Source organism: Pseudarthrobacter sp. O4, assembly GCF_050157025.1.
In the GTDB taxonomy this organism is placed as follows: Bacteria; Actinomycetota; Actinomycetes; order Actinomycetales; family Micrococcaceae; genus Arthrobacter.
In genome coordinates, this window is sequence record NZ_CP189591.1 from 4,432,041 (window position 1) to 4,457,602 (window position 25,562).

Annotated in this window: 22 protein-coding genes and 6 tRNA genes; 9 read left to right on the plus strand and 19 right to left on the minus strand. The window is 68.7% G+C overall.

Going from position 1 to position 25,562, the window contains the following annotated elements; genetic code table 11:
* Positions 1-17: 17 nt before the first annotated feature.
* The 5 genes from ACQCSU_RS20460 (at position 18) to ACQCSU_RS20480 (ending at position 5,337) form a co-directional block, all read left to right on the plus strand.
* Entirely contained in the window at positions 18-995 is a 978-nt protein-coding gene (locus ACQCSU_RS20460; RefSeq protein ID WP_426977160.1) for an aldo/keto reductase, read from the plus strand.
* A gap of 77 nt (positions 996-1,072) precedes the next feature.
* Positions 1,073-2,089, plus strand: a complete 1,017-nt coding sequence (locus ACQCSU_RS20465; protein ID WP_426979877.1) for a nucleoside hydrolase — start codon at positions 1,073-1,075, stop codon at positions 2,087-2,089.
* Between the two features lie 114 nt (positions 2,090-2,203).
* Positions 2,204-3,046 (plus strand): ECF transporter S component, encoded by an 843-nt coding sequence (locus ACQCSU_RS20470; RefSeq protein WP_426977161.1) that lies wholly within the window; start codon positions 2,204-2,206, stop codon positions 3,044-3,046.
* A gap of 18 nt (positions 3,047-3,064) precedes the next feature.
* Entirely contained in the window at positions 3,065-3,823 is a 759-nt protein-coding gene (locus ACQCSU_RS20475) for an energy-coupling factor transporter transmembrane component T (protein ID WP_426979878.1), read from the plus strand.
* Entirely contained in the window at positions 3,820-5,337 is a 1,518-nt protein-coding gene (locus ACQCSU_RS20480; RefSeq protein WP_426977162.1) for an ABC transporter ATP-binding protein, read from the plus strand. The genes ACQCSU_RS20475 and ACQCSU_RS20480 overlap by 4 nt, the downstream gene beginning before the upstream one ends.
* Positions 5,338-5,487: 150 nt before the next feature.
* Here ACQCSU_RS20480 and ACQCSU_RS20485 read toward each other — a convergent pair whose 3' ends face one another.
* From ACQCSU_RS20485 to ACQCSU_RS20525, 9 genes are all read right to left on the minus strand, one after another.
* Positions 5,488-7,653 (minus strand): 3-hydroxyacyl-CoA dehydrogenase NAD-binding domain-containing protein, encoded by a 2,166-nt coding sequence (locus ACQCSU_RS20485; protein WP_426977164.1) that lies wholly within the window; start codon positions 7,651-7,653, stop codon positions 5,488-5,490.
* Positions 7,650-8,981 (minus strand): thiolase family protein, encoded by a 1,332-nt coding sequence (locus ACQCSU_RS20490; RefSeq protein WP_426977166.1) that lies wholly within the window; start codon positions 8,979-8,981, stop codon positions 7,650-7,652. Before ACQCSU_RS20490 ends, ACQCSU_RS20485 begins: the two co-directional genes overlap by 4 nt.
* A gap of 137 nt (positions 8,982-9,118) precedes the next feature.
* The gene (locus ACQCSU_RS20495; protein ID WP_426977168.1) at positions 9,119-10,477 is read right to left on the minus strand and encodes an HRDC domain-containing protein; all 1,359 of its coding nucleotides are present in this window, start codon (positions 10,475-10,477) and stop codon (positions 9,119-9,121) included.
* Positions 10,478-10,562: 85 nt separating this feature from the next.
* Positions 10,563-11,207: a DUF3000 domain-containing protein gene (locus ACQCSU_RS20500; RefSeq protein WP_426979879.1), complete on the minus strand. Its 645-nt coding sequence runs from the start codon at positions 11,205-11,207 to the stop codon at positions 10,563-10,565.
* Positions 11,208-11,291: 84 nt separating this feature from the next.
* Positions 11,292-12,380: a threonine aldolase family protein gene (locus ACQCSU_RS20505; protein WP_426979880.1), complete on the minus strand. Its 1,089-nt coding sequence runs from the start codon at positions 12,378-12,380 to the stop codon at positions 11,292-11,294.
* Positions 12,381-12,443: 63 nt separating this feature from the next.
* Positions 12,444-13,211 (minus strand): SDR family oxidoreductase, encoded by a 768-nt coding sequence (locus tag ACQCSU_RS20510; protein WP_426977170.1) that lies wholly within the window; start codon positions 13,209-13,211, stop codon positions 12,444-12,446.
* Positions 13,208-14,605, minus strand: a complete 1,398-nt coding sequence (locus tag ACQCSU_RS20515; protein WP_426977171.1) for a DUF6421 family protein — start codon at positions 14,603-14,605, stop codon at positions 13,208-13,210. Before ACQCSU_RS20515 ends, ACQCSU_RS20510 begins: the two co-directional genes overlap by 4 nt.
* Before the next feature lie 228 nt (positions 14,606-14,833).
* A complete protein-coding gene (msrB, locus tag ACQCSU_RS20520) occupies positions 14,834-15,322 on the minus strand; it encodes a peptide-methionine (R)-S-oxide reductase MsrB (protein WP_426977173.1) in 489 nt (162 codons plus the stop codon).
* 14 nt (positions 15,323-15,336) lie between these two features.
* Positions 15,337-15,825 carry a hypothetical protein gene (locus tag ACQCSU_RS20525; protein ID WP_426977175.1) on the minus strand — a complete coding sequence of 163 codons (489 nt, stop codon included), beginning with the start codon at positions 15,823-15,825 and terminating at the stop codon, positions 15,337-15,339.
* A 141-nt stretch (positions 15,826-15,966) separates the two neighbouring features.
* Here ACQCSU_RS20525 and ACQCSU_RS20530 point away from each other — a divergent pair, with 141 nt between their 5' ends.
* Positions 15,967-17,286: an alpha/beta hydrolase family protein gene (locus tag ACQCSU_RS20530; protein ID WP_426977177.1), complete on the plus strand. Its 1,320-nt coding sequence runs from the start codon at positions 15,967-15,969 to the stop codon at positions 17,284-17,286.
* On the opposite strand, the gene ybaK is transcribed toward ACQCSU_RS20530, so the two are convergent.
* From ybaK to ACQCSU_RS20545, 3 genes are read right to left on the minus strand one after another with little or no spacing between them, the layout of a single operon-like run.
* Entirely contained in the window at positions 17,283-17,780 is a 498-nt protein-coding gene (gene ybaK, locus ACQCSU_RS20535; protein ID WP_426977179.1) for a Cys-tRNA(Pro) deacylase, read from the minus strand. The two genes, ACQCSU_RS20530 and ybaK, sit on opposite strands and share 4 nt — an antisense overlap.
* A 16-nt stretch (positions 17,781-17,796) precedes the next feature.
* Complete coding sequence (locus ACQCSU_RS20540; RefSeq protein WP_426977181.1) at positions 17,797-18,255, minus strand: SufE family protein; 459 nt, start codon at positions 18,253-18,255, stop codon at positions 17,797-17,799.
* 55 nt (positions 18,256-18,310) lie between these two features.
* On the minus strand, positions 18,311-19,228 hold the full coding sequence (locus tag ACQCSU_RS20545; RefSeq protein WP_426977182.1) for a sulfurtransferase: 918 nt from the start codon (positions 19,226-19,228) through the stop codon (positions 18,311-18,313).
* Between the two features lie 228 nt (positions 19,229-19,456).
* Here ACQCSU_RS20545 and zapE point away from each other — a divergent pair, with 228 nt between their 5' ends.
* Positions 19,457-20,494 carry a cell division protein ZapE gene (gene zapE / locus ACQCSU_RS20550; protein WP_426977184.1) on the plus strand — a complete coding sequence of 346 codons (1,038 nt, stop codon included), beginning with the start codon at positions 19,457-19,459 and terminating at the stop codon, positions 20,492-20,494.
* A 151-nt stretch (positions 20,495-20,645) separates the two neighbouring features.
* Here zapE and ACQCSU_RS20555 read toward each other — a convergent pair whose 3' ends face one another.
* The 6 genes from ACQCSU_RS20555 to ACQCSU_RS20580 all read right to left on the minus strand — a co-directional run bounded on the left by ACQCSU_RS20555 (position 20,646) and on the right by ACQCSU_RS20580 (position 21,644).
* On the minus strand, positions 20,646-20,933 hold the full coding sequence (locus tag ACQCSU_RS20555; RefSeq protein ID WP_426977186.1) for an antitoxin: 288 nt from the start codon (positions 20,931-20,933) through the stop codon (positions 20,646-20,648).
* 163 nt (positions 20,934-21,096) lie between these two features.
* Positions 21,097-21,171 (minus strand) — tRNA-Val (locus tag ACQCSU_RS20560).
* Between the two features lie 37 nt (positions 21,172-21,208).
* Positions 21,209-21,281: transfer RNA gene (locus tag ACQCSU_RS20565), tRNA-Gly, on the minus strand.
* A 59-nt stretch (positions 21,282-21,340) separates the two neighbouring features.
* Positions 21,341-21,415, minus strand: a tRNA-Val gene (locus tag ACQCSU_RS20570).
* A 39-nt stretch (positions 21,416-21,454) separates the two neighbouring features.
* Positions 21,455-21,525, minus strand: a tRNA-Cys gene (locus tag ACQCSU_RS20575).
* A 46-nt stretch (positions 21,526-21,571) separates the two neighbouring features.
* Positions 21,572-21,644, minus strand: a tRNA-Gly gene (locus tag ACQCSU_RS20580).
* Positions 21,645-21,951: 307 nt separating this feature from the next.
* Between ACQCSU_RS20580 and ACQCSU_RS20585 the strand changes: the two genes are divergently transcribed.
* Both ACQCSU_RS20585 and ACQCSU_RS20590 read left to right on the plus strand, forming a co-directional pair.
* A tRNA-Val gene (locus ACQCSU_RS20585) sits at positions 21,952-22,023 on the plus strand.
* Between the two features lie 126 nt (positions 22,024-22,149).
* Positions 22,150-22,995, plus strand: a complete 846-nt coding sequence (locus ACQCSU_RS20590; RefSeq protein WP_426977187.1) for a cytochrome — start codon at positions 22,150-22,152, stop codon at positions 22,993-22,995.
* Positions 22,996-23,487: 492 nt separating this feature from the next.
* On the opposite strand, the gene ACQCSU_RS20595 is transcribed toward ACQCSU_RS20590, so the two are convergent.
* A complete protein-coding gene (locus tag ACQCSU_RS20595) occupies positions 23,488-25,320 on the minus strand; it encodes a DUF222 domain-containing protein (RefSeq protein WP_426977189.1) in 1,833 nt (610 codons plus the stop codon).
* Between the last annotated feature and the right edge of the window lie 242 nt (positions 25,321-25,562).

The following is a 25,562-nucleotide window of genomic DNA, read 5'->3' on the forward strand; positions in this document are numbered from 1 at the left end:
GTTATAGGCTGAATCCCATGACTGAATACCGCCGCGTGGGAAATTCCGGACTGACCGTCTCCGTCGTAGGGCTTGGCTGTAACAACCTTGGCCGGTCCAATACGGCCACCGAGTCGCAGGAGGGGACCGACGCCGTCGTGCATGCCGCGCTGGACGCCGGCATCACCTTCTTCGACGTCGCCGACAGCTACGGCCGGGAACCCGGCCTCAGCGAGACGATGCTGGGCAAGGCCCTCGCCGGCCGCCGCGACGACGCCGTCATCGGCACCAAGTTCGGCATGGACATGCGCGGAACGAACGGCAACGACTTCGGCGCCCGCGGATCCCGCCGCTACATCATCAAGGCCGCCGAGGCCTCCCTGCGCCGGCTGGACACGGACTGGATCGACCTGTACCAGTTCCACACGCCGGACCCGCTGACACCCATCGACGAGACGCTCGCAGCCCTGGACGAGCTGGTGACGAGCGGCAAGGTCCGCTACGTCGGCCACTCGAACCGGGCCGGCTGGCAGATCGCCGAGGCCGAATTCGTGGCGCGGGCCCGCGGGGGAGCACGCTTCATCTCCAGCCAGAACCACTACAACCTGCTGGACCGCCGCGCCGAACTTGAGGTCACCCCCGCAGCGGTTGCCTACGGACTGGGGGTGCTGCCGTACTTCCCGCTGGCCAACGGCCTGCTGACCGGCAAGTACGCCCCGGGCAAGGCGCCGGCTGGCTCGCGGCTGAGCCACACCCGGACCAACCTCGTCCACGACGCCGACTGGGAGCAGCTGGACAGCTTCAGCGCCTTCGCCCTTGAGCGGGGCTTCAACGAGATCCAGGTCGCGTTCTCCTGGCTTGCGGCCCAGCCGTCCGTCAGCAGCATCATCGCCGGCGCCACCCGGCCCGAGCAGGTCCGGCAGAACGCCGCGGCCGTGGCCTGGATCCCGAGTGCCGCGGAACTGGCAGAACTCGACGACCTCTTCCCGCGGACGCCGAAGGTCGCCCTGTTCTAAGTGGGATTGCTCTGGGTGGGACTGTTCTTACTGGTGAAACCCTTACTGGTGAATCCGTGCTGACGCATTCCGTGCTGATGGACGTCGACACCGGAATCGACGACGCGCTGGCCCTCGTGTACCTGCTGTCCCGCCCGGAGGTGCACGTCCAGGCCGTCACCTGCACCGCCGGCAATGTGGGCGCCCGCCAGGTGGCGCTGAATAACCTGGCCCTGCTGGAGCTGTGCGGCCGCCCCGGCGTGGAGGTCGCCATCGGTGCCGAGGTGCCCCTGGAGATCCCGCTGGTGACCACCGAGGAAACGCACGGGCCGCAGGGGATCGGCTACGCCGAACTGCCGCCGGCCGCCCAGCAGATCTCGGCCCGGCACGCCGTCGACGTCTGGGTACAGGAAGCCCGGGCACACCCGGGGGAGCTGACCGGGCTCATCACCGGGCCGTTGACCAACTTCGCCCTGGCCCTGCGCCGGGAACCGGAACTGCCGCGGCTGCTCAAGGGACTCGTCATCATGGGCGGGAGCTTCTACTACCAGGGCAACACCACCCCGACGGCCGAGTGGAACGTCTCGGTGGACCCGCACGCCGCCCGGGAAGTCTTCGCGGCCTACCGCGGCCTGCCCAAGGACAAGCTCCCGCTGGTGTGCGCGCTGGAAACCACGGAGCGGATCGAAATGCGGCCGGAGCACCTGCGCCGGCTCGCCGAAGCCGCCGGCGCCGACGGCCCGGAACTGGTCCTGCCGGGCCAGCCCGAGGGGCTCCGCAGCACCTCCAGCAGCCCGCTCGTCGCCTGCCTGTCCGACGCGATCCGGTTCTACATGGAGTTCCACCGCCTCTACGATCAGGGCTACGTGGCGCACATGCATGACGCCTTCGCGGCCTGCGCCGCCGTCGGCCGCACCGAGCTCACGGCGCGGCTGGCAACGGTCGACGTCGAAACCTCCTCGCCGCTGCTCATCGGCACCACGGTGGCCGACTACCGGGGACTCTGGGGACTGCCTCCCAACGCACGGATCGTGGCCTCCAACGATCCGGAGCAATGTTTTGCCGAGCTGATCTCCTCGGTCGGCGCCCTGGCCCGCCGGCTCGGCGGCCGGTAGCGGGCACTCCGCCGCGACACCCGTTCACAGCACGGTCCGCTGCTCGCTAGGATGGTAGCTGCGCCGAGGTGACATAGGCGGATGTTGCAGCTACCCAGCCGAAGGACCATCCCCATGTCACCGCAGTCCCTGACCATCCCCGGCTCCGGCCCCGGATCTGACCCCTACTCCGGGCACCCGGCCGGCCGACGCCGCCTGCTGGAACTGGCCGGGGCTGCCGCCATCGCGGCCACGTACATCTTCCTTGTCCTCACCCAGCCGGCGGACATCGCCAACGGCCCGGCGAGCTTCTCCGCGCTCGTGGCGCTCGGCGGATTCCTGCTCGGCGCCGTGCTGCTGATCGTCGCCGTGCTGCCGGTCCTCCCTACCTCCACCGTGGTCCTGATGCCCGTGGCGCTGATCTTGAACGTGGTCCTCGGCCAGCTCATGGGCAGCACCGGGCTGCCGTTCTACTTCGACGCGATCGGCACGGTCCTGATCGCCGTCCTGGCCGGTCCCGCTGCCGGTGCCGCCACCGGAGCGCTCAGCAGCGTCGTGTGGTCCTTCTTCAACCCCACTGTCCTGCCCTTCGCCGCCGGCGCAGCCCTGATCGGCTTCCTGGCCGGCGTGGCCGCGCGCAGCGGACTGTTCCGCCGCTTCTACCTGGCACCGGTCGCGGGGTTCATTACCGGCATCCTCGCCGGCGTCGTCTCCGCACCGATCGCCGCCTTCGTCTTCGGCGGCACCTCCGGCGTGGGCACCGGTGCGATCGTCAGCGCCTTCCGCGCCATGGGCGACACCCTGCTCGCGGCCATCACCAAGCAGGCGCTGATCTCGGACCCGATGGACAAGGCGATCGTCTTCGTCATCGCCGCGCTGCTCGTCTATGCCCTGCCGCGACGCACCGCCTTCCAGTTCCCCTTCGTCCGGCGCTTCCGCGTGCTTGCCGGCAAGGCCCCGGGAACGCCCGAAGCCTGAGCCGTGCCCGCCGGAAGAATGCGCTCCACCCTGCACCCGCTCACCGCACTGACTGCGGCCGGCTGCACCGCGGTCATCACGACGGCGGCAGCAAGCTGGCCGCTGTCCGTCGCCGTCGCCCTCGGGGCGGCGCTGCTGGCCGTCCGCGCCGGGGTCGGGACCCGGGTGCTGACGGCGGCAGCCGTGATCCTGGCCCCCCTGTGGCTGTCCCTCCTGGTCCTGCACGGGCTGTTCTTTCCCGAAGGGCACACCGTCCTTGCCGCCTGGGGTCCGGCACGGGTGACGGCGGAAGGGTTGAGCTTCGCCCTGGAGCTGGGTACGCGCACGGCCGCCTGCGTGCTGGTCCTGCTGCTGTTCTCTTGTACGGTCAGTATTCCTGACCTCGTTGCCGCACTCTCGGCGCGGCGGGTGCCGCCGCAGCTTGGCTTCGTCCTGGCATCCACCCTGACGCTGCTGCCGGCCATCGCAGGCCGGCTCGACCGCATCCGGCAGGCGCAGGAAGCCCGCGGGCTGGTCCTCCGCGGCGGGGTGCTGTCCCGGCTCGGGGCCGTGCGGCTGCAGATGGTTCCGCTGGTCCTGGGGCTGATCGAGGATGCCGGCACCCGTTCCCAGGCCCTCGACGCCCGGGGCTTCGGCAGCACCGGTCCGCGGACCAGCTACCGCGAGGTCGCGGACCCGCCCGGCCAACGGCTGGTCCGGGCGGCGGCCCTGCTGCTCGCTGCCGCCGCCGTCGCCCTGCGGTTCGCCGCCTCATGGCCGGCCGGGTGGACGTCGTGACTGCCGCCGCCTGGCCGGCCCTGGGCGCGAGCCTCGAATCGTTCACTTTCCACGGGGACACCGCCCCCGTGCTCCGCGGGATCGGGCTGGTTGCCACCCCGGGTACGCTGACAGCGGTCCTGGGCGGCTCCGGCAGCGGAAAGACGACGCTGGGAAAGCTGCTGGCCGGCTGGCTGCGGCCTGGCCCTGCGGGCAGCCTCCGGGGCAGCCTGCAGCTCGGTGCGACGTGCCTGGAGTTCCGCGGCGCCGGGGACGATCCCCGGATCGATTCCGGCGCGTGGGCACGGCGGGTGGGCTTCGTTCCGCAGGACGCCGCCGCCATGCTGTCCTCGGTGCGCTCCACCGTGGCGGAGGAACTCGCCTTCGGGCTTGAGAACCACGGCACGCCGCGGGACGAGATGCTCCGCGGGGTGGCCAGCACGGCCGCGCGCACCGGCCTGGCAGGTCTGCTGGACCGGGACCCCGCCACGCTCTCCGGCGGGGAACTGCGGCGCCTTGCCCTGGGCTGCGCCGTGATTGCCGGCCCGGAAGTGCTGGTGCTCGACGAGCCGCTGGCCTCCCTCGATCCGTCAGGCGAGGCCCAGATCCAGGAGCTCATCAGGGGACTGCTCGACGCCGGTACCGCCGTCGTGCTGCTGAGCCAGACCGCTGACTGGCTGGCCCGTACCGCAGCACACTGGATCATCCTCGACGGCGGCACCATCACGGCCCAGGGCGCACCGGTGGCGCTGCAGGAAGCGCCCGTGCTGGCCCTGGCAGGCATCGTTGTAGCGGACATGCCCTCCCCGAAGGCGCCCCGGAGGGACATGTCCAGCCGCGGGCCCCGCAACACCACCCCGGCTTTGGAGCTGCGCGGCATCGGCTTCGGCTACGCGGACCCCCACGGATCGTCGGGAACCGAGCCGCGGACGGCTGTGCTGCGGGACCTCGAGCTGACGGTCCGGCCCGGGGAGATCGTTGCCATCACCGGCCCGAACGGCGCAGGAAAGTCAACCCTGTTGCGCCATTTCAACGGTCTGCTGAGCCCGGAGGCCGGGGAGGTCCGGGTTTCCGGGAGCAGCATCGCCGGCATCCCGACCGGTAGGGTTGCCGCGTCCGTGGGGCTGCTGTTCCAGCAGCCGCGGGACCAGCTCTTTGAACGGACGGTTCGCCGGGAGGTGAGCTTCGGGCTCCGCAAGCTGTTCGGAGCGGAGCGGGCCGCAACCCGCGCGGAAGCGGCGCTGGCCGCCGTCGGACTGGCCGATGCCGCGGAGACCCACCCGGCGGAGCTGCCGGCCTCACAACAGCGCTTGCTTGCCCTGGCCACGGTGCTGGCCCGCGAACCGGCCGTACTGGCCCTGGACGAGCCAACCGTGGGGCTGGACCGGTACGGGCTTGAGCGGCTGCGGCAGGCCCTCGAGGACACGACGGCCCGGGGCGGCGCGGTTGTGCTGGTCACTCACGACCTCAGCTACGCGCGGGCCGGCGCACACCGCATCCTGCGGCTCGACGGCGGCCGGCTGCGCGAGATCTGACGCACGACGGCGACGCCCGGCGCCAGGACAGTGACTCCGGCGCTGGCGCCAGGACAGTAACTGCGGCGCCACCAAACGCGGCGGCACCCCCGTCCGCACTGGCAATCAACAGTGCGGACGGGGGTGCTGGCGCACAACGCCGGGGGCTGATCAGGCAGCGGGCCCGGACGCCACGCCGGCGGCCAGGAACTTCCTGCCGTTGACCCGCTCCGATGCCCCCACCCGGTCCAGGTAAGGGGTGATACCGCCAAGGAACATCGGCCAGCCGGCGCCGAGGATCATGCACAGGTCGATGTCTTCGGGGCCGGCCACGACGCCCTCGTCCAGCATCAGGCCGATTTCCTCTGCCAGCGCGTCCTGTGTCCGGCGCAGCACGTCCTCGCCGGTGGACGGGCTGGTGCCGAAGGACAGCAGCGCCAGGGTTTCGGCCGGAATGAACGGATTGCCGTCGGGACCTTTTTCGGGCGCCCAGATGGACTTCACGCCGTTGTCGATCAGCGTCTGCAGGTTTTGGGACACCGGGAAACGGTCGCCGAAGGCGGTGTGCAGGGATTCCTGGACATGCTGCGCCACCGGCAGGCCAACCATGGCGCCAAGGACGAACGGCGTCATCGGCAGGCCCATCGGGCGCAGCGCATTGTCCGCCACCCCGGCGGGCGTGCCCTCGTCGAAGGCCGCCGTCACTTCGCCCATCAGGCGCAGCAGGATGCGGTTGACCACGAACGCCGGGGCGTCCTTGACCAGCACGGCGGACTTCTTGAGGCCCTTCGCGAGCTCAAACGCCGTGGCCAGCACGGCGTCGTCGGTCTTGGGCGCCCGGACGATCTCCAGCAGCGGCATGACGGCCACCGGGTTAAAGAAGTGGAAACCCACGAGACGTTCCGGGTGCTCGAGGTCTTCGGCCATCGCGGTGACGGACAGTGAGGAGGTGTTGGTGGCGAGGATGCACTCGGGGGAGACGATCGCCTCCACCTCCTTGAAGACCTGCTTCTTCACGTTGAGTTCTTCAAAGACCGCCTCGATGACGAAGTCGGCGTCGGCGAAGGCCTCCTTGGACACGGAGCCGGTCACGAGTGCCCGGGTCCGGTTGGCGGCGTCGGGGCTGATCCGTTGCTTTGCCAGGAGCTTGTCCACCTCGGCGTGGACGTAACCCACGCCCTTGTCCACGCGGGCCTGGTCAATGTCCGTCAGCACAACAGGAACCTTGAACTGGCGGGCGAAGAGCAGGGCCAGCTGGCTCGCCATCAGCCCGGCGCCCACGACGCCGATCTTCGTCACCGGGCGGGCGAGCTTGCGGTCCGGGGCGCCGGCTGGACGCTTGGAGCGCCGCTGCACGAGGTCCAGGAACGCGTAGACGGTGGAGCGGAACTCGTCGGTCTGCATGAGATCCGCGAGCGTCTCGCATTCGAGCTCCGCGGATTCCGCCTGCGTCAGGGTGCGGTTGGCTTCCATGACGTCCAGGACCTTCGCCGGTGCCGGGGAGGCGTTGGAGGTCTTGCCTTCCACGAACTCGCGGCCGGCGGCGACGGCGTCCGCCCAGCGGGCGGCGACCTCCGGAGCGGCGGGGTCGACGGCATTGGCCCGCTCCGGCGTCACGGCACCGGAGATGACCTTGGCGGCCCAGGCGACGGACTGCTCGATGAAGTCTGCGGGCTCAAACATCGCGTCGGCCATTCCCAGCTGGTAGGCCTGCGGCCCGGTGAGGGTGCGGTTGTTGCTCAGCGGGTTCTCGATCATCACCTTAAGGGCGTTCTCGGGGCCGATGAGCCGCGGCAGGAGGTAGACGCCGCCCCAGCCGGGGATCAGGCCGATGAAGGCCTCGGGCAACGCCAGTGCGCCGGCGCCGGTGGACACCGTGCGGTAGGTGGACTGGAGCGCGATCTCCAGCCCACCGCCCAGGGCGAGGCCGTTGATGAAGGCGAAGCTGGGGACGCCGAGGTTCGCCAGGGTGGAGTAGACCTCGTGGCCCAGCTGGGCCATCCAGAGCCCGTGTTCGCGGCCGCTGATGGACTTGACCGTGGACAGGTCCGCCCCGGCTACCAGGAAGTACGGCTTGCCGGTGACGCCCACGCCCATGATCTCGCCGCGGGCGGCGCGTTCCTTCAGCCCCTCCAGGACGAGGCCGAGTTCGATCAGGGTGTTGGGGCCCAGGGTGGTCGGCTTGGAGTGGTCCAGCCCGTTGTCCAGGGTGACCAGCGCGAAGGTGCCGGGGCCGGTGCCGTCCACGGCGGGCAGCTGGATGTCCTGGACGTAGGAGTGGGTGACCGTCTCGTTCGGGAAGAGATCGGCAAGCTTGCGGAAATCTGCGGCACTCATGCTGCGGCTCCAGTCTTGGTGGTGGTGTCTGCCTGAATTGCATCTGTGTCAACGGCTTCTGTGTCAACGGCTCTGCCGTATTCGGCGTGGTGCGGGTTTTCCCAGATCACGGTGGCGCCCATCCCCAGCCCGATACACATCGTGGTCATGCCGAAGCGGACCGAGGGGTCCTCCTCGAACTGCCGCGCCAGCTGGTTCATCAGGCGGACGCCGGAGGAGGCGAGCGGGTGTCCGACGGCGATCGCGCCGCCGTAGCGGTTGACCCGGGGGTCGTCGTCGGCGATGCCGAAGTGGTCCAGGAAGCTGAGCACCTGGACGGCGAAGGCCTCGTTGATCTCGAAGAGCCCGATGTCCCCGATGCCGAGTCCGGCGTTCTTCAGGGCCTTTTCGGTGGCGGGAACCGGGCCGATGCCCATCACCTCGGGCTCCACGCCGGCGAAGGCGTAGCTGACCAGGCGCATCTTGACCGCCAGGCCGAGCTCCTCGGCGGCTTCCGCGGAGGCCAGCAGGGCGGCCGTGGCGCCGTCGTTCAATCCCGCCGCATTGCCCGCGGTGACCCGGCCGTGGGCACGGAAGGGGGTCTTGAGCATGGCGAGGTCCTCAACCGAGGTGCCCGGGCGCGGGGGCTCGTCCACGGTGTTGACGGTCCAGCCCCGGCCCGGCTTCATGGTGGCCACGGGTACCAGATCCGGCTGGATCTGGCCGTTGGCGTAGGCGGCGGCCAGCTTGTCCTGGGACGCGACGGCGTACGCGTCGGTACGGTCCCTGGTGACGGCGGGAAAGCGGTCGTGCAGGTTTTCGGCGGTGTTTCCCATGTTCAGGGCCGCCGGGTCCACGATCCGTTCGGACATGAAGCGCGGGTTGGGGTCCGCGTCCGCACCCATCGGGTGGTTGCCCATGTGTTCCACGCCGCCGGCAATCACGACGTCGTAGGCGCCGAAGCCGATGCCGCTCGCCGTCGTGGTCACGGCGGTCATGGCGCCGGCGCACATCCGGTCGATCGCGAAGCCGGGCACCGTGAGGGGCAGGCCGGCCAGCAGCGCCGCGGTGCGGCCGATGGTCAGGCCTTGGTCGCCGGTCTGCGTGGTGGCCGCGATGGCGACCTCGTCGATCCGTTCGGCGGGCAGGGACGGGTTGCGGCGCATCAGTTCGCGGATGCACTTGACCACGAGGTCGTCGGCGCGGGTTCCGGCATAGATGCCCTTCTCGCCGGCGCGGCCGAACGGGGTGCGGACGCCGTCGACGAAGACGACCTCGCGTACGGTGCGGGGATTCGCGCTGCTGGGTTTTCCGCTGCTGTGTTTTCCGCTGCTCGGGGCTTGGCTCACGTGGTACTCCTCATTGAGACATGGATGCCGGATCCACGCCGCTGGCGAAACAGCCACAGGCAGCGTGGATCCGGGCTACAACAATCAACATGTTACTCGTCAGTAACATTGCTGGCAAGGAGCGTGGGGAATGCCCGTCAGGGGGCCGAGTCGGCCGCCGATTCGGGAACGGCCTTGGCTTCCTTGACCGGCAGCGGCTCGGGGTGCAGGAAGGCCTCGGTGATCAGCGGGGCGGTGATTTCGATCTGCCACTGCCTCGCGCCGAGGTTCTGGAGTTCCTCGGCCACGCCTTCCTCGCTGAGCTCGGCCGGCGGACGCCAGGTCACCCGCCGCAGGTAGTCGGGGGTCAGCAGGTTCTCCACTGGCAGGTTCAGTTCCTCGGCCTTCGCCTGGAGCTTCGGCCGGGCGGTGGCAAGCCGTGCGGCAGCCTCCGGGTCCCGGTCGGCCCAGACGCGCGGCGGCGGGGGAGCGTTGGTGGGCAGGTGCAGGGGAGGAAGATCCTCGAGGCTCCTGGCGGTGCTGATGCAACGCAGCCAGCGCGGCGCCTCGCGCTGGGCCGCGCGGCCATGGAATCCCTTCGTGCCGAGCAGTTGCGGCACGGTGGTCGGCATCGCCTTGGCCGCCGCCACGAGGGAGGAGTCGGGGATGAGCCGGCCCGGGGCGACGTCGCGCTTCTGCGCCAGCGAGTCGCGTTCCAGCCAGAGTTCCCGGACGGCGGCCAGCTGGCGCCGGTCCCGGATCTGGTGGAGGCCGGACGTCTTGCGCCAGGGGTCGACGCGGGGCAGGGCCTGGCCGGCCTCGAGGATGGCGGCGAACTCCTGTTCGGCGAAGTCCAGTTTGCCGTCGGCCACGAGGAGCTCAATGAGTTCCTCGCGCAGCTCGGCCAGGACCTCGACATCGAGGGCCGCGTAGCGCAGCCAGGGTTCCGGGAGCGGGCGGGTGGACCAGTCGGCCGCGGAGTGTTCCTTCGCGAGGCCGAAGCCCAGGAGCTGTTCGATCACGGCGGCGAGGCCGACCCGCGGCAGTCCGGCGAGCCGGGCGGCGAGTTCGGTGTCAAAGAGCTTGTCCGGCCACATGCCGAGCTCGGATAGGCAGGGCAGGTCCTGGCTGGCCGCGTGCAGGATCCATTCGACCCCCTTGAGGGCCTCGTTGACGATTCGCAGGTCCCCGAAGGCTTCCGGGTCGATCAGCCAGGTGCCCGAGCCTTCACGGCGGATCTGCACAAGGAAGGCGCGCTGGCCGTAGCGGAAGCCGGAGGCACGTTCGGCATCCACTCCCGCGGGGCCGTGGCCTGCGGCAAGAGCCGCAGCGCAGCGTTCCAGGCCGGACTGGGTTTCGATCACCAGCGGCACGCCGTCGCGGGGGGCATCGAGGTCGATTACCTCGGGGACCAGGCTGTCGAAGCCCTCCACGGTGATATGGGCTGTGATGTCAGCGGCCTCTGTCTTACTTTGAACGGCGCCGGCCGTGGTCATTTCCGGTATTTGAGAGGTCATGGTGACTTCAGTTTACCGACAAGTTAGCGACAACACGGCGTAGCGGACCGCGCATTCGGCAAAACCGGGCCGATTCGGCGCGGACTCATGACTGCTCCCGCCGTCGGTGCGGCAGCGGGGTGACGCCGTCGGGCAGCGGTGGAAGCCCCGCGAAGGTGCAGACCATGTCAGACCATGCTTCCAGGTGTGAGGTGATGTCCGGGCTGGCCGGGGTCCAGGAGGCGCGGAGTTCGATGTCGATCGAATTGGGCCGGTCGGAGAGCGTGCCAAAGCTTTCAGACAGCACCCTCGTTGCGGTGCCGCCGGCCGAACGGTAGGGCGCGGCGTGGTTGTCGAGTGCTTCCACGAGCCAGGTCCAGGCGACCGAGCCCAGCATTTCGTCGTTGCCCATCTCGGCCTCGAGCTGGGCGCGGATATAGGTCACCACCCTGAACTCCCCGTCCCAGACAGCGGAGCCGTCGGGATCGTGGAGCAGGATGAAGCGGCCGGTGGCCAGTTCGGCGTCGTCACTCCCGGAAGCGGGTTCCAGCCCCGCCGCTGCCGGACCGTGGACGGCGCCTGCCGCGTCACCAGGGGCAATGACTTCTGCTCCGAGTGCCACGGCGAAGGGTGCCAGCCGTGAGGGCGCCGGAATCTCCTCCAGGTGCAGCTCACTGCGGCACCGTGCTTGGCGAAGGGTCCCCAAAGCGAAGAGAAAATCTGCCGGAACCTGGTCGAGTGCGTTCACAATGGAAGATTATGCAACGCGGGCTCCGAAGCCCGGCAGGCTCGCCGCCTGCCGGGCGGAAACGGGCCTGGCCCCGGGCGGGCCGGACTAGCCGGCAGCGAGTTCGCGCTTGATGGCTGCGATGAAGGAGTCAACGTCGTCCTCGGTGGTGTCGAAGGAGCACATCCAGCGGACCTCGCGGGCCGCCTCATTCCAGTCGTAGAAGCGGAAGGACGTGCGCAGCCGGTCAGCCACACCGGCAGGCAGGATCGCGAAGACTCCGTTGGATTCGGTCTTCTGGCTCAGCTCGACGCCCGGGATCGACTCGACGCCGGCGCGCAGCCGGGCTGCCATCGCGTTGGCGTGCGAGGCCGAGCGCAGCCACAGGTCACCTTCGAGCAGGGCGATGAACTGTGCGGACATGAACCGCATCTTGGAAGCCAGCTGCATGTTCATCTTGCGCAGGTAGATCAGGCCGTGGGCGGCTTCCGGGTTCAGCGCCACCACAACCTCGCCGAAGAGGAGCCCGTTCTTGGTGCCGCCGAAGGAGAGGATGTCCACGCCCGCGTCGCGGGTGAAGGCCCGCAGCGGCACCTGAAGGTGCGCGGCGGCGTTGGCCAGCCGGGCGCCGTCCATGTGCAGCTTCATGCCCTTGGCGTGGACGTGCTCGGCGATGGCCCGGACTTCCTCCGGCGTGTAGCAGGTGCCGAGTTCGGTGGTCTGCGTGATGGACGCGGCCAGCGGCTGGGCGCGGTGCTCGTCGCCCCACCCCCAGGCTTCCTTGTCGATCAGCTCGGGGGTGAGCTTGCCGTCCTCCGTGTGCACCTGGAGCAGCTTGATGCCGCCGATGCGCTCCGGGGCGCCGTTCTCGTCCATGTTGATGTGGGCCGTGGAGGCGCAGATGACCGCCCCCCAGCGCGGCAGCAGGGACTGCAGTGAGAGCACGTTGGCGCCGGTGCCGTTGAAGACCGGGAAGCATTCGATCCCCTCGCCGAAGTGCCCCTCCATCAGCTGCTGCAGCCGGGCGGTGTAGTCGTCCTCGCCGTACGAGACCTGGTGTCCCTCGTTGGCGGCGGCGAGGGCCGCCAGCACCTCGGGGTGGACGCCGGAGTAGTTGTCCGAGGCGAAGCCCCGGACGGACGGATCATGGAGCCGCCCCGCGGTGCCGGCAGGGGAAGTCTCAACTGTGCTTGTCATCGATTTGCTCACGCTTTCAGTCTAGGGAGGTCCGGGCCCAGGGGCTAAGTCCAGGGTTTGGGTTCAACGGCTCAGGAGCAGCCGTTGCCCGTTCAGCTTCGCCGCAGGGGTGGTGAAGAGCCCGACGGCGGCGGCGGCCAGCTCCTCCACATCGGTGAAGCCCGGGAACTTCCGCTCGGGGGACTTGGCCCGCATGGCCGGGTCGACGAGCGCCTTGACCACGAGCACGACGGCGGCGCTGCGCTGCTCCACCGGATTGCCGGAACTGCCCGGATCTTTTGTACCCCCGGAGTAGGCGGTCGCCGACTGGTCCCGCCGGAAGCCGTCAGCCACCGCGAGGGTCCACGCCTCGGCCGCGGCCTTGGCCGCCACATAGCTGGCGGTGGCCGCCGTCGGGCTGCCGACGGCGGTGGAGGAGACCATGGCGAAGCGGCCACTGTCCGAGGCTGCGAGGTCGTCATAGAAGACCCGGGTGACGTTCCGCACCGTGGTGATGGCGCCGCGTTCCAAAAAGTCCCAGTCCTCGTCGCTCTGGTCGGTGATGCCCTTCGCGCCGCGCCAGCCGCCGACCAGGTGCACGACGCCGTCGACGGCCCCCACCTTCGCGGCGATCGTGGCGTGCAGCGCCCGGACGTCGGCAAGGGACGCGAGGTCGCACACGAGCGGCGTGACGCCGGTGCCGGCCGCCGCGGCGGCGGCCCCGATCCGGGGCCCGTCGGAGCCGACCGTGAAGACCGTATGCCCGGCGTCGTGCAGGGCGCGCGCCGTGGCGATCCCGGACGGCCCGCTGCCGCCCGTGACCACCACGTTCAGGGCGCGTCGAGCGCTCATCCGGCGTTAAGGGCTGTGGTTGCCGTGCCGGTGTCCGAGGACCCGATGATCCCCGCCGTCGATTCGATGACCGGCCGCATCTTCTTCTCCAGCGCCTCGTAGAACATGGACAGCGGGAACTCGTCGTCGAGCACCTGGTCCGTGAGGCCGCGCGGCGGGCCGTCCAGCGGGAGCGCGCCGGGGCCCTTGGCCCAGACGGAGGCCGGGTTGGGGGTGACGGTCCCGGAGATCAGCTCGTAAGCGGCGAGCCAGTGCGCCATCTTGGGGCGGTCGATCGAGCGCCAGTACAGTTCCTCGATCCGGGCGCCGAGTTCCACGACGACGCCGGCAGCCTCGTCCCAGTCGATGCTGAGCTTGCTGTCGGTCCAGTGCAGGACGTGGTGCTGGTGCATCCAGGCGAAGAGCAGTTGCCCGCCGAGGCCGTCGTAGTTGCGGACGCGGCTGCCGGTGATGGCGAAGCGGAAGATCCGGTCGAAGATGACGGCGTACTGGACGAGCTTGGCGTGCCGCCGTGCCTCCGGGTCCGCGTCCTCGTCCTTTTCGATTTTCACGGATTCGCGGAAGGCGGTCAGGTCGCAGCGCAGTTCCTCGAGGGAGTAGAGGAAGAACGGCATGCGCTGCTTGATCATGAAGGGATCGAACGGCAGGTCGCCGCGCATGTGGGTGCGGTCGTGGATGAGGTCCCACATGACGAAGGTTTCCTGGCTCAGCTCCTGGTCCTCGAGCAGGCCGGCGGCGTCCTCGGGCAGCTGCAGGGAAGTGATGTCCGCGGCGGCCCTCAGCACGCGGCGGAAGCGGGCCGCCTCACGGTCGGCGAAGATCGCGCCCCAGGTGAAGGTGGGGGTCTCGCGGACAGCGACGGATTCCGGGAAAAGGACGGCGGAGTTGGTGTTGTAGCCGGGGGTGAAGTCGAGGAATCGGATCGGGACGAAGAGTTTGTTGGAGTACTCGCCCTGTTCCAGCCCGGCGATGAACTCGGGCCAGATGACCTCGATCAGCACGGCTTCGACCAGGCGGTTGCTGCTGCCGTTCTGCGTGTACATCGGGAAGACCACGAGGTGCTGCAGCCCGTTGGCCCGGTGCTGCTGCGGCTGGAAGGCCTGCAGGGAGTCCAGGAAGTCGGGGACGCCGAAGCCGGCGTCGGCCCAGCGGCCGAAGTCGGTGACGAGGAGGCCGAGGTATTCCGCGTCGTGCGGGAAGGCGGGGGAGAGGGCACCGATCGCTGCAGTGATGGTTTCGACATGACCGGCCGCGGCCGCATGGTCGGCAGCCTCGGGCACGGATCCGTCCTGCACCTGGAGGCCCTGCAGCGCGGTGGCCGCAGCCTTGAGCCGCAGCCAGTCCGGGGAGTTGGAGGTGATGGGGGCGGGGGCGGTGATAGCGGTGGTAGTCATCGTCAGGCGCCTTTCTGTTTGCCGGGAGCATCGCTCGTCAGTATCTATGGCGAGCGTAGCAAGCAAACAGCATCCCTAATGCAAAATTGCATCGAGCATAAGAAACTCTGTGGCAATCGGGCCGAGGAGCCCGTCCCAGCCAAAGCCCGGACGGGGCTGCCGGACGGGGCTGCCGGACGGGGCTGCCCGGCGGGGCTGCCCGGCGGGCAGCCCGGACCAGGCGTGAGGCTACTTGCCGGCGTCGTCCGCCGAGACGAGCTTCAGCGAGACGGAATTGATGCAAAAGCGCTGGTCGGTGGGGGTTCCGTAGCCCTCGCCGTCGAACACATGGCCCAGATGGGAATCGCAGGTGGCGCAGCGGACTTCCACACGTTCCATGCCCAGCGTGCGGTCGTGGATGTAGCGGACGGTGCCCTCCGCGAGCGGCGCCCAGAACGAGGGCCAGCCGCAGTGGGAGTCGAACTTCTCGTTGCTCGTGAAGAGTTCGGTGCCGCAGGCCCGGCACTGGTAGACGCCCGCGGTATGGGTGTCCCAGTACTCGCCGGTGTACGGGCGCTCGGTTCCGGCCTGGCGCAGCACCCGGTACTCTCCCGGCGTCAGCTCCTGGCGCCACTGCTCATCTGACTTTTCAACCGCTGTGCTGGCCGTTTCTGCGGCAGCCCCGGCGGCGGGAGCTGCTACGGGCGTGACTTTGGGCCTGTGGTTAAAGATGCTCATAGCCTCAATAACGCTCAGGAGTCCCCGATAAATCCCGATCCGGCGTACAGATGCAGGACCGGCAGGCCCAGCTTGTCCTGTGCCTTGTTGGCCCAGTCGGTGTGGAAGGTGTCGGCGACGGCGTGCGGGCGGGTGATCACCACAGCCTGTCCGGCGCCGAGTTCTTTGACCTTGGCGACGAGGCCGTCGACGGCCCTGCCTTCGACGATTTCGCCCGAGACGCCACCGCCCAGACCGGCCAGGGCCGCGAGCGAGAGCGCCAGCGTTTCGGCGGCTTCAGCCCGTTCCCCGGCAGGGTCGGAGTGTGCCGTCAGTTCACGGAAGGCCTTGGAGATTTCCAGCAGGGAAAGGTTTTCCAGGAAGTCCACCAGCAGGTGCCGCTCGGTATTGGCGGGTACCAGGACCACCAGGGGAGCATCACCGCCGGCAACCAGGGCTTGGATGTTGACGCGGTCATCCGCGCCGAGGGGCTCTTCTGTCAAAATGACGATTGGATCACTCATGCCCCCAGCCTAGCCGGGCGCTACTGGCCCCGCACCAATTTGCCCGTGTCCGGGCCTGCCTCGCCCGTCGCGGCCCACGCAGACGGGTCTCGGAACGGCCCGGATGCCGCTGTGAGCGTCGCGTTCGGTAAGAATGGTGGCATGGCTTCCTCCCAGCGCCTCCTGCCTGACCCGCCCCGGATCCCCACCGCCCGCGTCTCCCCTGCCCGAGGTAAGGCGAGCACCGCCGCGGCAGCACCCGGGACCGAGGCATCGTTGCCCGCCAGCGCCAAGTGGGTCCTGGGCGGCATCATCGGCGGGAGCGCCGCGGCCGGACTGCTCGCCGCCGGATCCTCCGCCCTGGCCTTGTACTTCGCCCGCCGGGTGATCACCCCGGACAGGGTCCGCGACGAGGATCAGGAAATCCTCGCGGTGATCCGTGACGGGCACGGGCTGCAGGTCATCCTCGCGGCCACCCCCGATAACACCGTTGAGGGCGTCTACGGCTTCTTTTTCGACGGCGGCCGGGGCCACGCGCGGATCGGCCGGATCGTGTCCTACTCGCCGGCGGAGCGCACGGTGCTGCGGGAAGTCGAGGCGGTCTACAGCGGCGACCTCACCCAGGCGCGGCGCGGCTGGTGGAGCGGCGCCGCGCACCCGGACGCCGCCAGCATCGGCCTCGCCTCGGAAGAGGTGCAGATCGACGTCGACGGCGGGACCGCGCCGGCGTGGCTCATCCGGGCACCCGAGGCGGACACCTGGGCGATCATGGTCCACGGTCGCGGGGCGACCCGGCTCGAAGGCCTGCGGGCCGTCCGCACGGCACACGAACTGGGCATGTCGAGCCTGCTGATCTCCTACCGCAATGACGGGCTCGCGCCATCAGCCCTGGACGGACGCTACGGCCTCGGTTCCACCGAATGGCGGGACGTCGAGGCGGCCATCGGCTACGCCCTGGCACAGGGCGCCCGCGAGGTGGTGCTGTTCGGCTGGTCGATGGGCGGGGCCATCTGCCTGCAGACCGCGGACCTCTCCCGCTATCACCATCTGATCCGGGCCATGGTGCTCGACGCTCCGGTGATCAACTGGGTGAACGTGCTGGCGCACCATGCGGAGCTCAACCGGATCCCGTCCGCCGTCGGCCGTTACGGGCAGCTGATGATGAGCCACAAGCTGGGCCGCCGGCTGACCGGCCTCGCCGCGCCGGTGGACCTGAAGACGATGGACTGGGTCTCGCGCGCCGTGGAACTGCGGACGCCGACGCTGATCCTCCACAGCGTCGACGACGAGTACGTCCCGTATGGCCCGTCGGCGGTCCTGGCCGAGAAGAACCCTGAGATGGTCACCTTCGAGAAGTTCGACCGCGCCCTGCATACCAAGGAATGGAACGTGGACCCGGGGCGCTGGGAAGGGCTCGTGTCGGCCTGGCTGGGGCGGCAGCTCGCTCCGCGGCCCAACCCGGGCCAGTCCAGCCCGGACTAGCTCATGCTGGTGCCGATCCGGGCCGTGCGGGCGCCGGTGAGCCGGATCAGTTCGGCCGGGCTGAGCTCGATGTCCAGGCCGCGCCGTCCGCCCGAGACCAGGATCGTGTCCAGGCCCAGGGCGCTGTCGTCCACGACCGTGGGGGAGGACTGCCGCTGCCCCAGCGGCGAGATCCCGCCGAGCACATAGCCTGTCCGGCGTTCGGCGGCGGCGGGGTCCGCCATCGCGGCTCTCTTGGCGCCCAGGGCCGCGGCCATCGCCTTGAGGTCCAGGTTGCCGCTCACCGGAACCACCCCGACGGCGAGCCGGCCGTCGACGTCGACCATCAGGGTCTTGAACACCCGGGCGGGATCAACGCCAAGGACCTCCGCGGCCTCCAGCCCGTAGCTGGCCGCGGCGGGGTCATGGCTGTACGGGTGCGAGACAAAAGGAACCCCGGCCGCCGCGAGGGCCGCGGTGGCCGGAGTTCCCTGTGACGCCTGTTTGCGGGCCATCAGCAGTTGCCGGACGTCAGGAGTGCTGCGGAAGCGCGGCAACCTTGCGCTTGATCCGGCCCAGCATCGCCGTCATGCCGCGCATGCGCAGGGGGGTGATGGCGCGGGTGAGGCCCAGCAGCTCCGGCATGTCGTCCGGGACGGCCAGGATCTCGGCCGGGCTGAGCCCGTCGAGTCCTTCGTGCAGCACACTGGCGAAGCCCCGGGTGGTCGGAGCCTCCGGTGGCGCCTGGAAGAAAAGGCGCACGCTTTCCGGGGCGCCGCCGTCGTGCTGTTCCGTCTCGATGGTGAGGAACAGCGGCGACTGGCACTCGACCACCTGTTCCATCAGCTCGGGGTGGTCCTTGAGCCGGTCCGGCAGTTCCGGCAGTCCGCGCGAGAACTCGAGCAGCAGCTGCAGCCGGTCGGGTTCCGTCAGGGCCTGGAAGTCGTCAACAATTTCCGCCAGCGCGGCGGGGAGGGCAGAAGTATTCATCACTCCCAGCTTACGCACGGCAGCCGATTGTGTCCCGGTCCGGCCACACTGAGCTTCAGTTGGCAGCCGGAACCGTGCCGCGTTCGGTGCCCTTGGTGATCGGGACGCGCACGGCGTTGCCCCACTCGGTCCAGGAGCCGTCGTAGTTGCGGACGCTGTCGAAGCCCAGGAGGTACTTCAGCGCAAACCAGGTGTGGCTGGAACGCTCGCCGATGCGGCAGTAGGCCACGACGTCGTCGCCGGCCTTCAGGCCCGCTTCGCCGAGGTAGAGCGCCTCAAGTTCGGGGCGGTTGCGGTAGGTGCCGTCGCCGGCGGCCGCGCGGGCCCACGGGATGGAGGCAGCCGTCGGGATGTGGCCGCCGCGCAGGGCACCTTCCTCAGGGTAGGCGGGCATGTGCGTGCGCTGGCCGGTGTATTCCTCGGGGGAGCGGACATCGATCAGCGGCTTGCCGAAGTGCGCCAGGACATCGTCCTTGAAGGCCCGGATCGGGGCGTCGTTGCGCTCAACGACGGGGTACTCGCCGGGAACCGGCACGGTGGTCTCGGTGGTGAGGGCACGGTCCTCGGCGATCCACTTGTCGCGGCCGCCGTCCAGGAGTCGGACGTCCTCGTGGCCGAAGAGCGTGAACACCCACAGGGCGTAGGCTGCCCACCAGTTCGATTTGTCGCCGTAGATCACCACGGTGCTGTCGCGGGAGATCCCCTTGGCCGCTGCCAGGGCGGCAAACGCCTGGCCGTCCACGTAGTCGCGGGTGACCTCATCGTTCAGGTCGGTGTGCCAGTCGACTTTCACCGCACCGGGGATGTGGCCGGTCTCGTAGACCAACACATCCTCGTCGGATTCCACCACCACCAGCTTGCCGCCGTCGAGGGCGCCAGCTTCGATTTCAGTGGCCAGCCACTCGGTGGAGACCAGCCGCTCCGGGTGGGCGTAGGCGGCAAACTTTTCGTTCTGCTCAACGGGATAGGGCATGGTGATGGCCTTTCACTGAAACGGTCAGGGCCGGGCCACGGACGGATCGATGGCGGCGCCGGGTCTCCTACAACACTAGCCACGCACCGCCGGGAATGTCCCGCCCCCGTTCACACTCGGAAATATGGCCTTCGTCACGTGGGCCGGCCCCTCCCGCGTCCGCTCGCGGGCAGGACCTGCAGTGCCGGTATTCTTGCTGGGGACAAGTGACCAGCAGAACGGACCACCTTGGTACAGATCGAACAGCTCGCCGCCCGCACCCCGGCAGTTTCAGTGGATGAACTCCTCCACGGTTTTTATCCCTCGCCGCGCTTCGGTGAGGTGTCGTTTTCCAGCTACCGGCCGGATCATTCCCAGCCCAGCCAGGCCGCGGCGGTCCGGGCGCTCGAGGGTTTCGCTGCGGGCGTTGGCGCGCGCGACGGCGACGGACTCTTCAAGCGGCTCTTCGGGAAGAAGGACACCTCGCGCGCCGGAATCTACCTCGACGGCGGATTCGGCGTCGGCAAGACCCACCTGCTTGCCTCCCTGTGGCACGCCGCCCCCGGGCCCAAGGCCTTCGGCACCTTCGTCGAATACACCAACCTGGTCGGCGCGTTGTCCTTCCGCAAGACGGTGGAGGCGCTGAGCCACTACAAGCTTGTCTGCATCGACGAATTCGAGCTCGACGATCCGGGCGACACGGTGCTGATGTCCCGGCTGATGCGCGAACTGGCCGACGCCGGCGTCAAGCTGGCGGCCACTTCCAACACCCTGCCGGGCTCCCTGGGCGACGGCCGCTTTGCGGCCGTCGACTTTGCCCGTGAAATCCAGGTGCTGGCGGACCAGTTCGACGTCGTCCGGATCGACGGCGAGGACTTCAGGCACCGCGGCCTGCCGGCCGCTCCGTTGCCGCTGCGCAACGATGACCTGACGCACCACATGCATGCAGAATTCGACGGCAAGACGGTGGCTCGCGACGAATTCAGCACCCTGATCAACCACCTGGCGGGTGTCCACCCGAGCCGCTACCGCCAGCTGCTGGACGGCATCGAGGGCGTGGTGTGGAAGAACGTCCACACCATCACGGAACAGGCTGTCGCGCTGCGCTTTGTGGTGCTGGCGGACCGGCTTTATGACAAGGATGTCCCGATCCTCGCCAGCGGTGTGCCGTTCGATCAGCTGTTCACCGAGGAAATGATGACCGGCGGGTACACGAAAAAGTATTTCCGGGCGGTGTCCCGGCTCACCGCGCTGGCCCGCGAGGGCCAGAACCACGAACCCTCCTAGACGCCCGGAGCAACGCGGCGTCACTTGGCGCCCATCCTGAGGCCTCGGATGGGCGCCAAGTGTGTCAGCGTCGTGTGTTAAGGCGCCGTTAAACGCCGAAGGTGCCGGCGCCGCCTCTCGGCGGGACCGGCACCTCGCTGACGTACCTGGGTCAGAGGCCCTGCTGCCGGGGTTCCCCGGCGACAGGGGGCTCAACGTTGACGGGAGGCTGTCCGGCCACAGGAGGCTCTCCGGCCGCCGGCGCAGTGCCTGGCGTGCCGTTCTGCTTGTCCACGAAGTCGGAAGCGCCCCGCTGGACGGAATCGATCTTGTCGGCGTGCTTTCCGCCGGTCTTGGAGTCGACGAAGTCGCCTGCCTTTTCGATGCCGTCCTTGATGGCCTGTTGATTGCCACCAATTACTTTCTGAGCCTTGCCCTTCAGATCGTCAAGAATACCCACGGGCACCTCCCTTCGGTCGCGGAGCCAGATCGCTCCTAGCGATTTCTACCCTAGCCGCCGCTGGGGGGAGTGCCAAGGATGTCCGCCCACAGGGGAATAGGGCCACAGGGCAATAGGGCCACGGACACGGCACAAAAAAAGCAGCTCCGGGGAGCTGCTTTCATGGTGGGCGATACTGGGATCGAACCAGTGACCTCTTCCGTGTCAGGGAAGCGCGCTACCGCTGCGCCAATCGCCCGCAACCGGAAGGATCCGGAGTGGAGTCATAAACAGAGAGCGGACGACGAGATTCGAACTCGCGACATCCACCTTGGCAAGGTGGTGCTCTACCAGCTGAGCTACGTCCGCAGTTGTAGTACGTTCCGGTATGACCGGGTGGTTCCTACGTCAAGCAAGTTGCCTTGCTTTGGTGGGCGATACTGGGATCGAACCAGTGACCTCTTCCGTGTCAGGGAAGCGCGCTACCGCTGCGCCAATCGCCCCTTGCATCCGGCCGGAACCGGAAACCAGGGTTTTCACCGAGGTGGGTACGGGATTCGAACCCGTGTATACGGCTTTGCAGGCCGCTGCCTCGCCTCTCGGCCAACCCACCGTGTAGACAGGATTCCGAAGAACCTTTGCCGTGACAGTGTCCTGCGAGCGGACGACGAGATTCGAACTCGCGACATCCACCTTGGCAAGGTGGTGCTCTACCAGCTGAGCTACGTCCGCATTATTGTCTGCAATTCCGCGCCGCAATTCGGCATTTCCTCGCGTTCCAACGAGTAAGAACTCTATAGGAGGTTCAGGGAATCTACAAATCGCGACGTCGCGTGGGGCCGCGGAGCCCCGCGCATCCTTGGATTCTAGGGCTTTTTGCTAATTACAGCCGTGTAATTCGTCCCTGTCAGGCGGATGACTTTGGTGGCGGGCAGACGTTCGACGGCGGCTGGCCGTCGGATCCGCGATCGACGCATTCCGGCGGACGAGAGGCCGATTTCTAAAATCCGCCGGGGTGGGCTAGCATTCAATGGCATTGGGGCGATTGGCGCAGTGGTAGCGCGCTTCGTTCACACCGAAGAGGTCACTGGTTCGAACCCAGTATCGCCCACCCAATAGATGGTCCGTTCCGCTCACTGAGTGGGGCGGACCATTTTGTTTCCAGCCCGCTGATCCGGCAGCTTGTTGGGCCCGCTCTTGTACTTCCACTGTCAGTCCCTTGTGAAAGAGTCTTTCCATGACCGCTCCACTTCTTGCCCACGCCACGGACCATGGCCGGATGTACGCACGTTCCACGTCCGAGCAGTTTTCGGTGCCCTCCATCACCACCGTGATCGGGCAGCAGCCCCACGGCCTGGACGGCTGGTTCGGGTACATGGGCGCCAACAGCCTTGCCCAGGACCCCACGCTACCCGGCATCCTCGGCAGCCCGGCCAAGGTGCGCCAGGCCGTCAGCCGCGCCGCCAAGGCGGCCGAGACTTACCGCGACGACGCCGCGAAGCGCGGGGACCGGGTCCACAACTACTGCGAGCAGGTGGCCCTGCGTGCCCTCGGCCGGCCGCACCAGATGAAGGAAACCAGGGAGTTGCTGGCCGCCAACGGCGATGAAGCCTTCGCGGCCCGCTTCGACGAGTGGTGGGAGCTCTTCCAGGTGGAGCCGATCGCGCCCGAGATCACGGTCTGGAACAAGACGGTCGGCTACGCCGGAACCTTGGACCTCGTCGCTAAGATCAACGGCCGCATCTGCCTCATCGACTACAAGACCAAGGGCACCAGCAGGGACGGCACGGTCAAGCCCCTCGATGACAAAGTGGTCATGCAGCTCGTGGCCGGCATGAAGGCCGAAGAAAGCCTTGTGGATCCGGCGGCCGGGGAATGGGAGGCCTGGAAACACGGCGAATCCCCGATCCTGCTGGCCGTTGCCGTCGGCGAGACGGAAGTGCGTCCCCTGCGGGCCAACCCGGACGTCCTGAAACACCACTGGTGGAAGTTTTGCGCCCTGCGTCGTGTCTGGGAGATGTCCGCCGACACCGCTGTCGCCGGAACGGCTCTGCTCCCGCTTGCCCCGCCTCCGCAGCGCTGAACCTGCTGCGCTGAACCCGCAGCGTGCCGAAGGGCCACAGTATTCCGATAACAACGGTGGCCGAGAGCAGCGTGGGCCGAGTGGGTGGCCGCCAGGACGGCACCGGTGATGAGCAGAATCCAGAGCGGAACCGTGATCGGCGCTCTGCCCTGAGGGCACCGCTCGTGTGTGTGGGACGGCGGAGTTCAAGGCTGCCTACCTCAGGACGGTTGACACCGGCGACGGGGGCTGCGGACCTCGGCGACGGTGGATTCAGCGGCTCTTCTGCGCCGGCTTGGGGCTCGGGACCTGGGGCTTCCATCGGGACATCAGGGCGGACGGCAGCTGTCGGGTTATCGAGACCGAACGGCATCGCGTCGGTCACAACGCGATCAGATCTCCGCCATGGAGATATCTGGGCCATCGGAGCAGCGCTTTGATGGAATTCACGCAATCACACGCCGGCGCGGTTACTCCGCACCGCCCTCACCCGCGGCCGCCGTCATGAGGGCGTTACGTGACCGTGCCGAGATCTGAGGGTCGGAAGTAGTGGTTGCGGCGGGGTCTTTGGCTCGGGTCGAGGTGTGGTGGCGGGATGAACCAGGGGATCCCGGTTTTGACCTGGATGGTCCATTGTTCCTTGTGGATTACGTGGTGGTGGTGCGAGCAGAGCAGGGTTCCGTTGTCCGTTCCGGAGGTTCCGCCGCGGGACCAGTAGGTGATGTGGTGGGCTTCGCACCATGGTGCCGGGATGGTGCAGGCGGGGAAGGCGCAGCCCTGGTCGCGTGCGGTGAGGGCTTTGCGGATGTGGGGCGGGAAAACCCTTGAGGCCCGGCCGATGTCCAGAATCCTGCCCTCGCCGCCGAGGAGGACCGGGATGATGTCTGCGTCGCACGCGATCTTCCGGACGGTGGAGGCCGTGACCGGGCCGGTGAACAGCAGCGTTCCGGTCCGGGCCGCCGACCGGCCGGGGAATCCGGGACCTTCTGCCGGGCCGTCCGGGCCGTCTCCGAGCCGGGAAAGCAGGTCCCGGTAGTCGATGGTGACCATGACCTGCGGGCGGAGTCCGCCGGCGGCGGGCAGGGAGCCCGCGGCGAGGGCGATTTTACAGGCACCGATGAGGCCGTCGAGCAGCTTCTGCGGCCGCGAGCGGAGATCCAGGACCGGCAGCGCCGGGTCCTCCACCGGACCGGCCGCAGCGGCAGCGGCACTCGAAACACCGGCAGCAGCCGGAACACCCGCAGCACTCGCAGCGGCGGCAACACTCGTGACGCCCGCAGCACTCGCAACGGTGGCGGACACTCCGGCGGCAGGGCTGTCCCCAGCGGCGGGGCGGTCGACGGAACCCTCACCCGCTGACGCGGCTCCCGCTGCCGTGGCTCCGGGTGTCTGCGTGACGGTGGTGCGGGGGTTGGTGGCGGTGTTCATGACGGTGAGGAGGTGTTCGAACTGTTCGGTGGTCGCGAAGATTTCGAGGTGCTGGAGTCCGTGGCGCGGCCGGCGGATGAAGGCGCCCTGGAGCTGGCGTAGCAGTTCCTCCGAGGGCTCGGCGCCGTCCTGGTCCAGCGCGTCGGTCCAGCTCCGTGCGACGCGGGCCAGGAAGTCCGGGTCGTTCTCGGCGGCGGTGCGCGTCAGGGCGTGCTCCATCTGGGCGGCTGCCTCGGCGTCGCAGGTGTGCCGGACGCGGTCCAGCGCGGCGGTGATGATCGTCGCGGCCCGGGACGCGACGTCTCCAGAGGCCACGGCGGCGCCGAGTTCCTCGTGCGCGGGAGGCACTTGCCGTCCGGCAAGGCCCAGCCGTGGCAGGAGGTTCCCGGCCAGGGAGAGCCGGTTCCGGGCCTCGGAGGCGCTGATCCGCAGCCGCGCCCGCAGGAACTCCGTGGTGTTCCGGTAGCCGTCGTCCACGGCAACCGAGGGATCCACCGCCCCGGGCATACCGTCCACCGCGCCGTACGTTGCCACGGCACCGGTCGCATCGACGGCCCCGGGTGCGCCGACCGGGCCGTCGTCGCCGCCGGAGGTGTCGCGCCAGCCGGTGGTCCAGGTGGTGCTGCCCCTCGCAGGAGCCGCGGCGGACTGTTTCCGGGTCCGGTCCACGGCGGCGGCGGCCACGAGCTGCAGGTACTCCACCGTCCGCGAGAGTTCCTCCACCCGGCCGGCGAAGTCAGACGCAGTCCGGAATCCCCAGTCCGCGGCGTCCCCTGCCGCCGTCGAGCCCACCTCTTGGAGCGCGGCGAGAGCGCTGTCCAGACCAGGCTGCAGGGCCCGGGCTGGACCACGGCCTGTGACCCGGCCCGCATCCTGCTCTGTGTCCTGGAAGGGAATGAAATCCCCGATGGCTTCCATAGCTACACTCTTCCAGAGGGCTCCGACATTATTGGCCACTCCGCGTCCCGCGGCGCCGGAGTCCCCGCCGTCAGGCGTTCCGCGCTTCGTGAACCGGCGCACCGCATACTCGCCGGTCGGGCCAGTCGCGTCTGCGGGATCCCAACGCACCCCGCCAGGGCGACAGCACGCGTTCCGTAGGCCAGCCGGGAGCCGAGATGCCCGTTGATCTCGTTGAAGCTCCCGAAAACGGGATGTCCGCC

Coding starts and splice junctions, on each gene's coding strand:
- ACQCSU_RS20595 (WP_426977189.1), bottom strand. CDS start 25,320: ATGGAAGCCATCGGGGATTTCATTCCCTTCCAGGACACAGAGCAGGAT.
- ACQCSU_RS20545 (WP_426977182.1), bottom strand. CDS start 19,228: ATGCCCTATCCCGTTGAGCAGAACGAAAAGTTTGCCGCCTACGCCCAC.
- ACQCSU_RS20465 (WP_426979877.1), top strand. CDS start 1,073: ATGGACGTCGACACCGGAATCGACGACGCGCTGGCCCTCGTGTACCTG.
- ACQCSU_RS20495 (WP_426977168.1), bottom strand. CDS start 10,477: ATGACCTCTCAAATACCGGAAATGACCACGGCCGGCGCCGTTCAAAGT.
- ybaK (WP_426977179.1), bottom strand. CDS start 17,780: ATGGCCCGCAAACAGGCGTCACAGGGAACTCCGGCCACCGCGGCCCTC.
- ACQCSU_RS20515 (WP_426977171.1), bottom strand. CDS start 14,605: ATGACTACCACCGCTATCACCGCCCCCGCCCCCATCACCTCCAACTCC.
- ACQCSU_RS20475 (WP_426979878.1), top strand. CDS start 3,065: ATGCGCTCCACCCTGCACCCGCTCACCGCACTGACTGCGGCCGGCTGC.
- ACQCSU_RS20460 (WP_426977160.1), top strand. CDS start 18: ATGACTGAATACCGCCGCGTGGGAAATTCCGGACTGACCGTCTCCGTC.
- ACQCSU_RS20485 (WP_426977164.1), bottom strand. CDS start 7,653: ATGAGTGCCGCAGATTTCCGCAAGCTTGCCGATCTCTTCCCGAACGAG.
- ACQCSU_RS20530 (WP_426977177.1), top strand. CDS start 15,967: ATGGCTTCCTCCCAGCGCCTCCTGCCTGACCCGCCCCGGATCCCCACC.
- ACQCSU_RS20470 (WP_426977161.1), top strand. CDS start 2,204: ATGTCACCGCAGTCCCTGACCATCCCCGGCTCCGGCCCCGGATCTGAC.
- ACQCSU_RS20540 (WP_426977181.1), bottom strand. CDS start 18,255: ATGAATACTTCTGCCCTCCCCGCCGCGCTGGCGGAAATTGTTGACGAC.
- ACQCSU_RS20525 (WP_426977175.1), bottom strand. CDS start 15,825: ATGAGTGATCCAATCGTCATTTTGACAGAAGAGCCCCTCGGCGCGGAT.
- ACQCSU_RS20510 (WP_426977170.1), bottom strand. CDS start 13,211: ATGAGCGCTCGACGCGCCCTGAACGTGGTGGTCACGGGCGGCAGCGGG.
- ACQCSU_RS20505 (WP_426979880.1), bottom strand. CDS start 12,380: ATGACAAGCACAGTTGAGACTTCCCCTGCCGGCACCGCGGGGCGGCTC.
- ACQCSU_RS20590 (WP_426977187.1), top strand. CDS start 22,150: ATGACCGCTCCACTTCTTGCCCACGCCACGGACCATGGCCGGATGTAC.
- msrB (WP_426977173.1), bottom strand. CDS start 15,322: ATGAGCATCTTTAACCACAGGCCCAAAGTCACGCCCGTAGCAGCTCCC.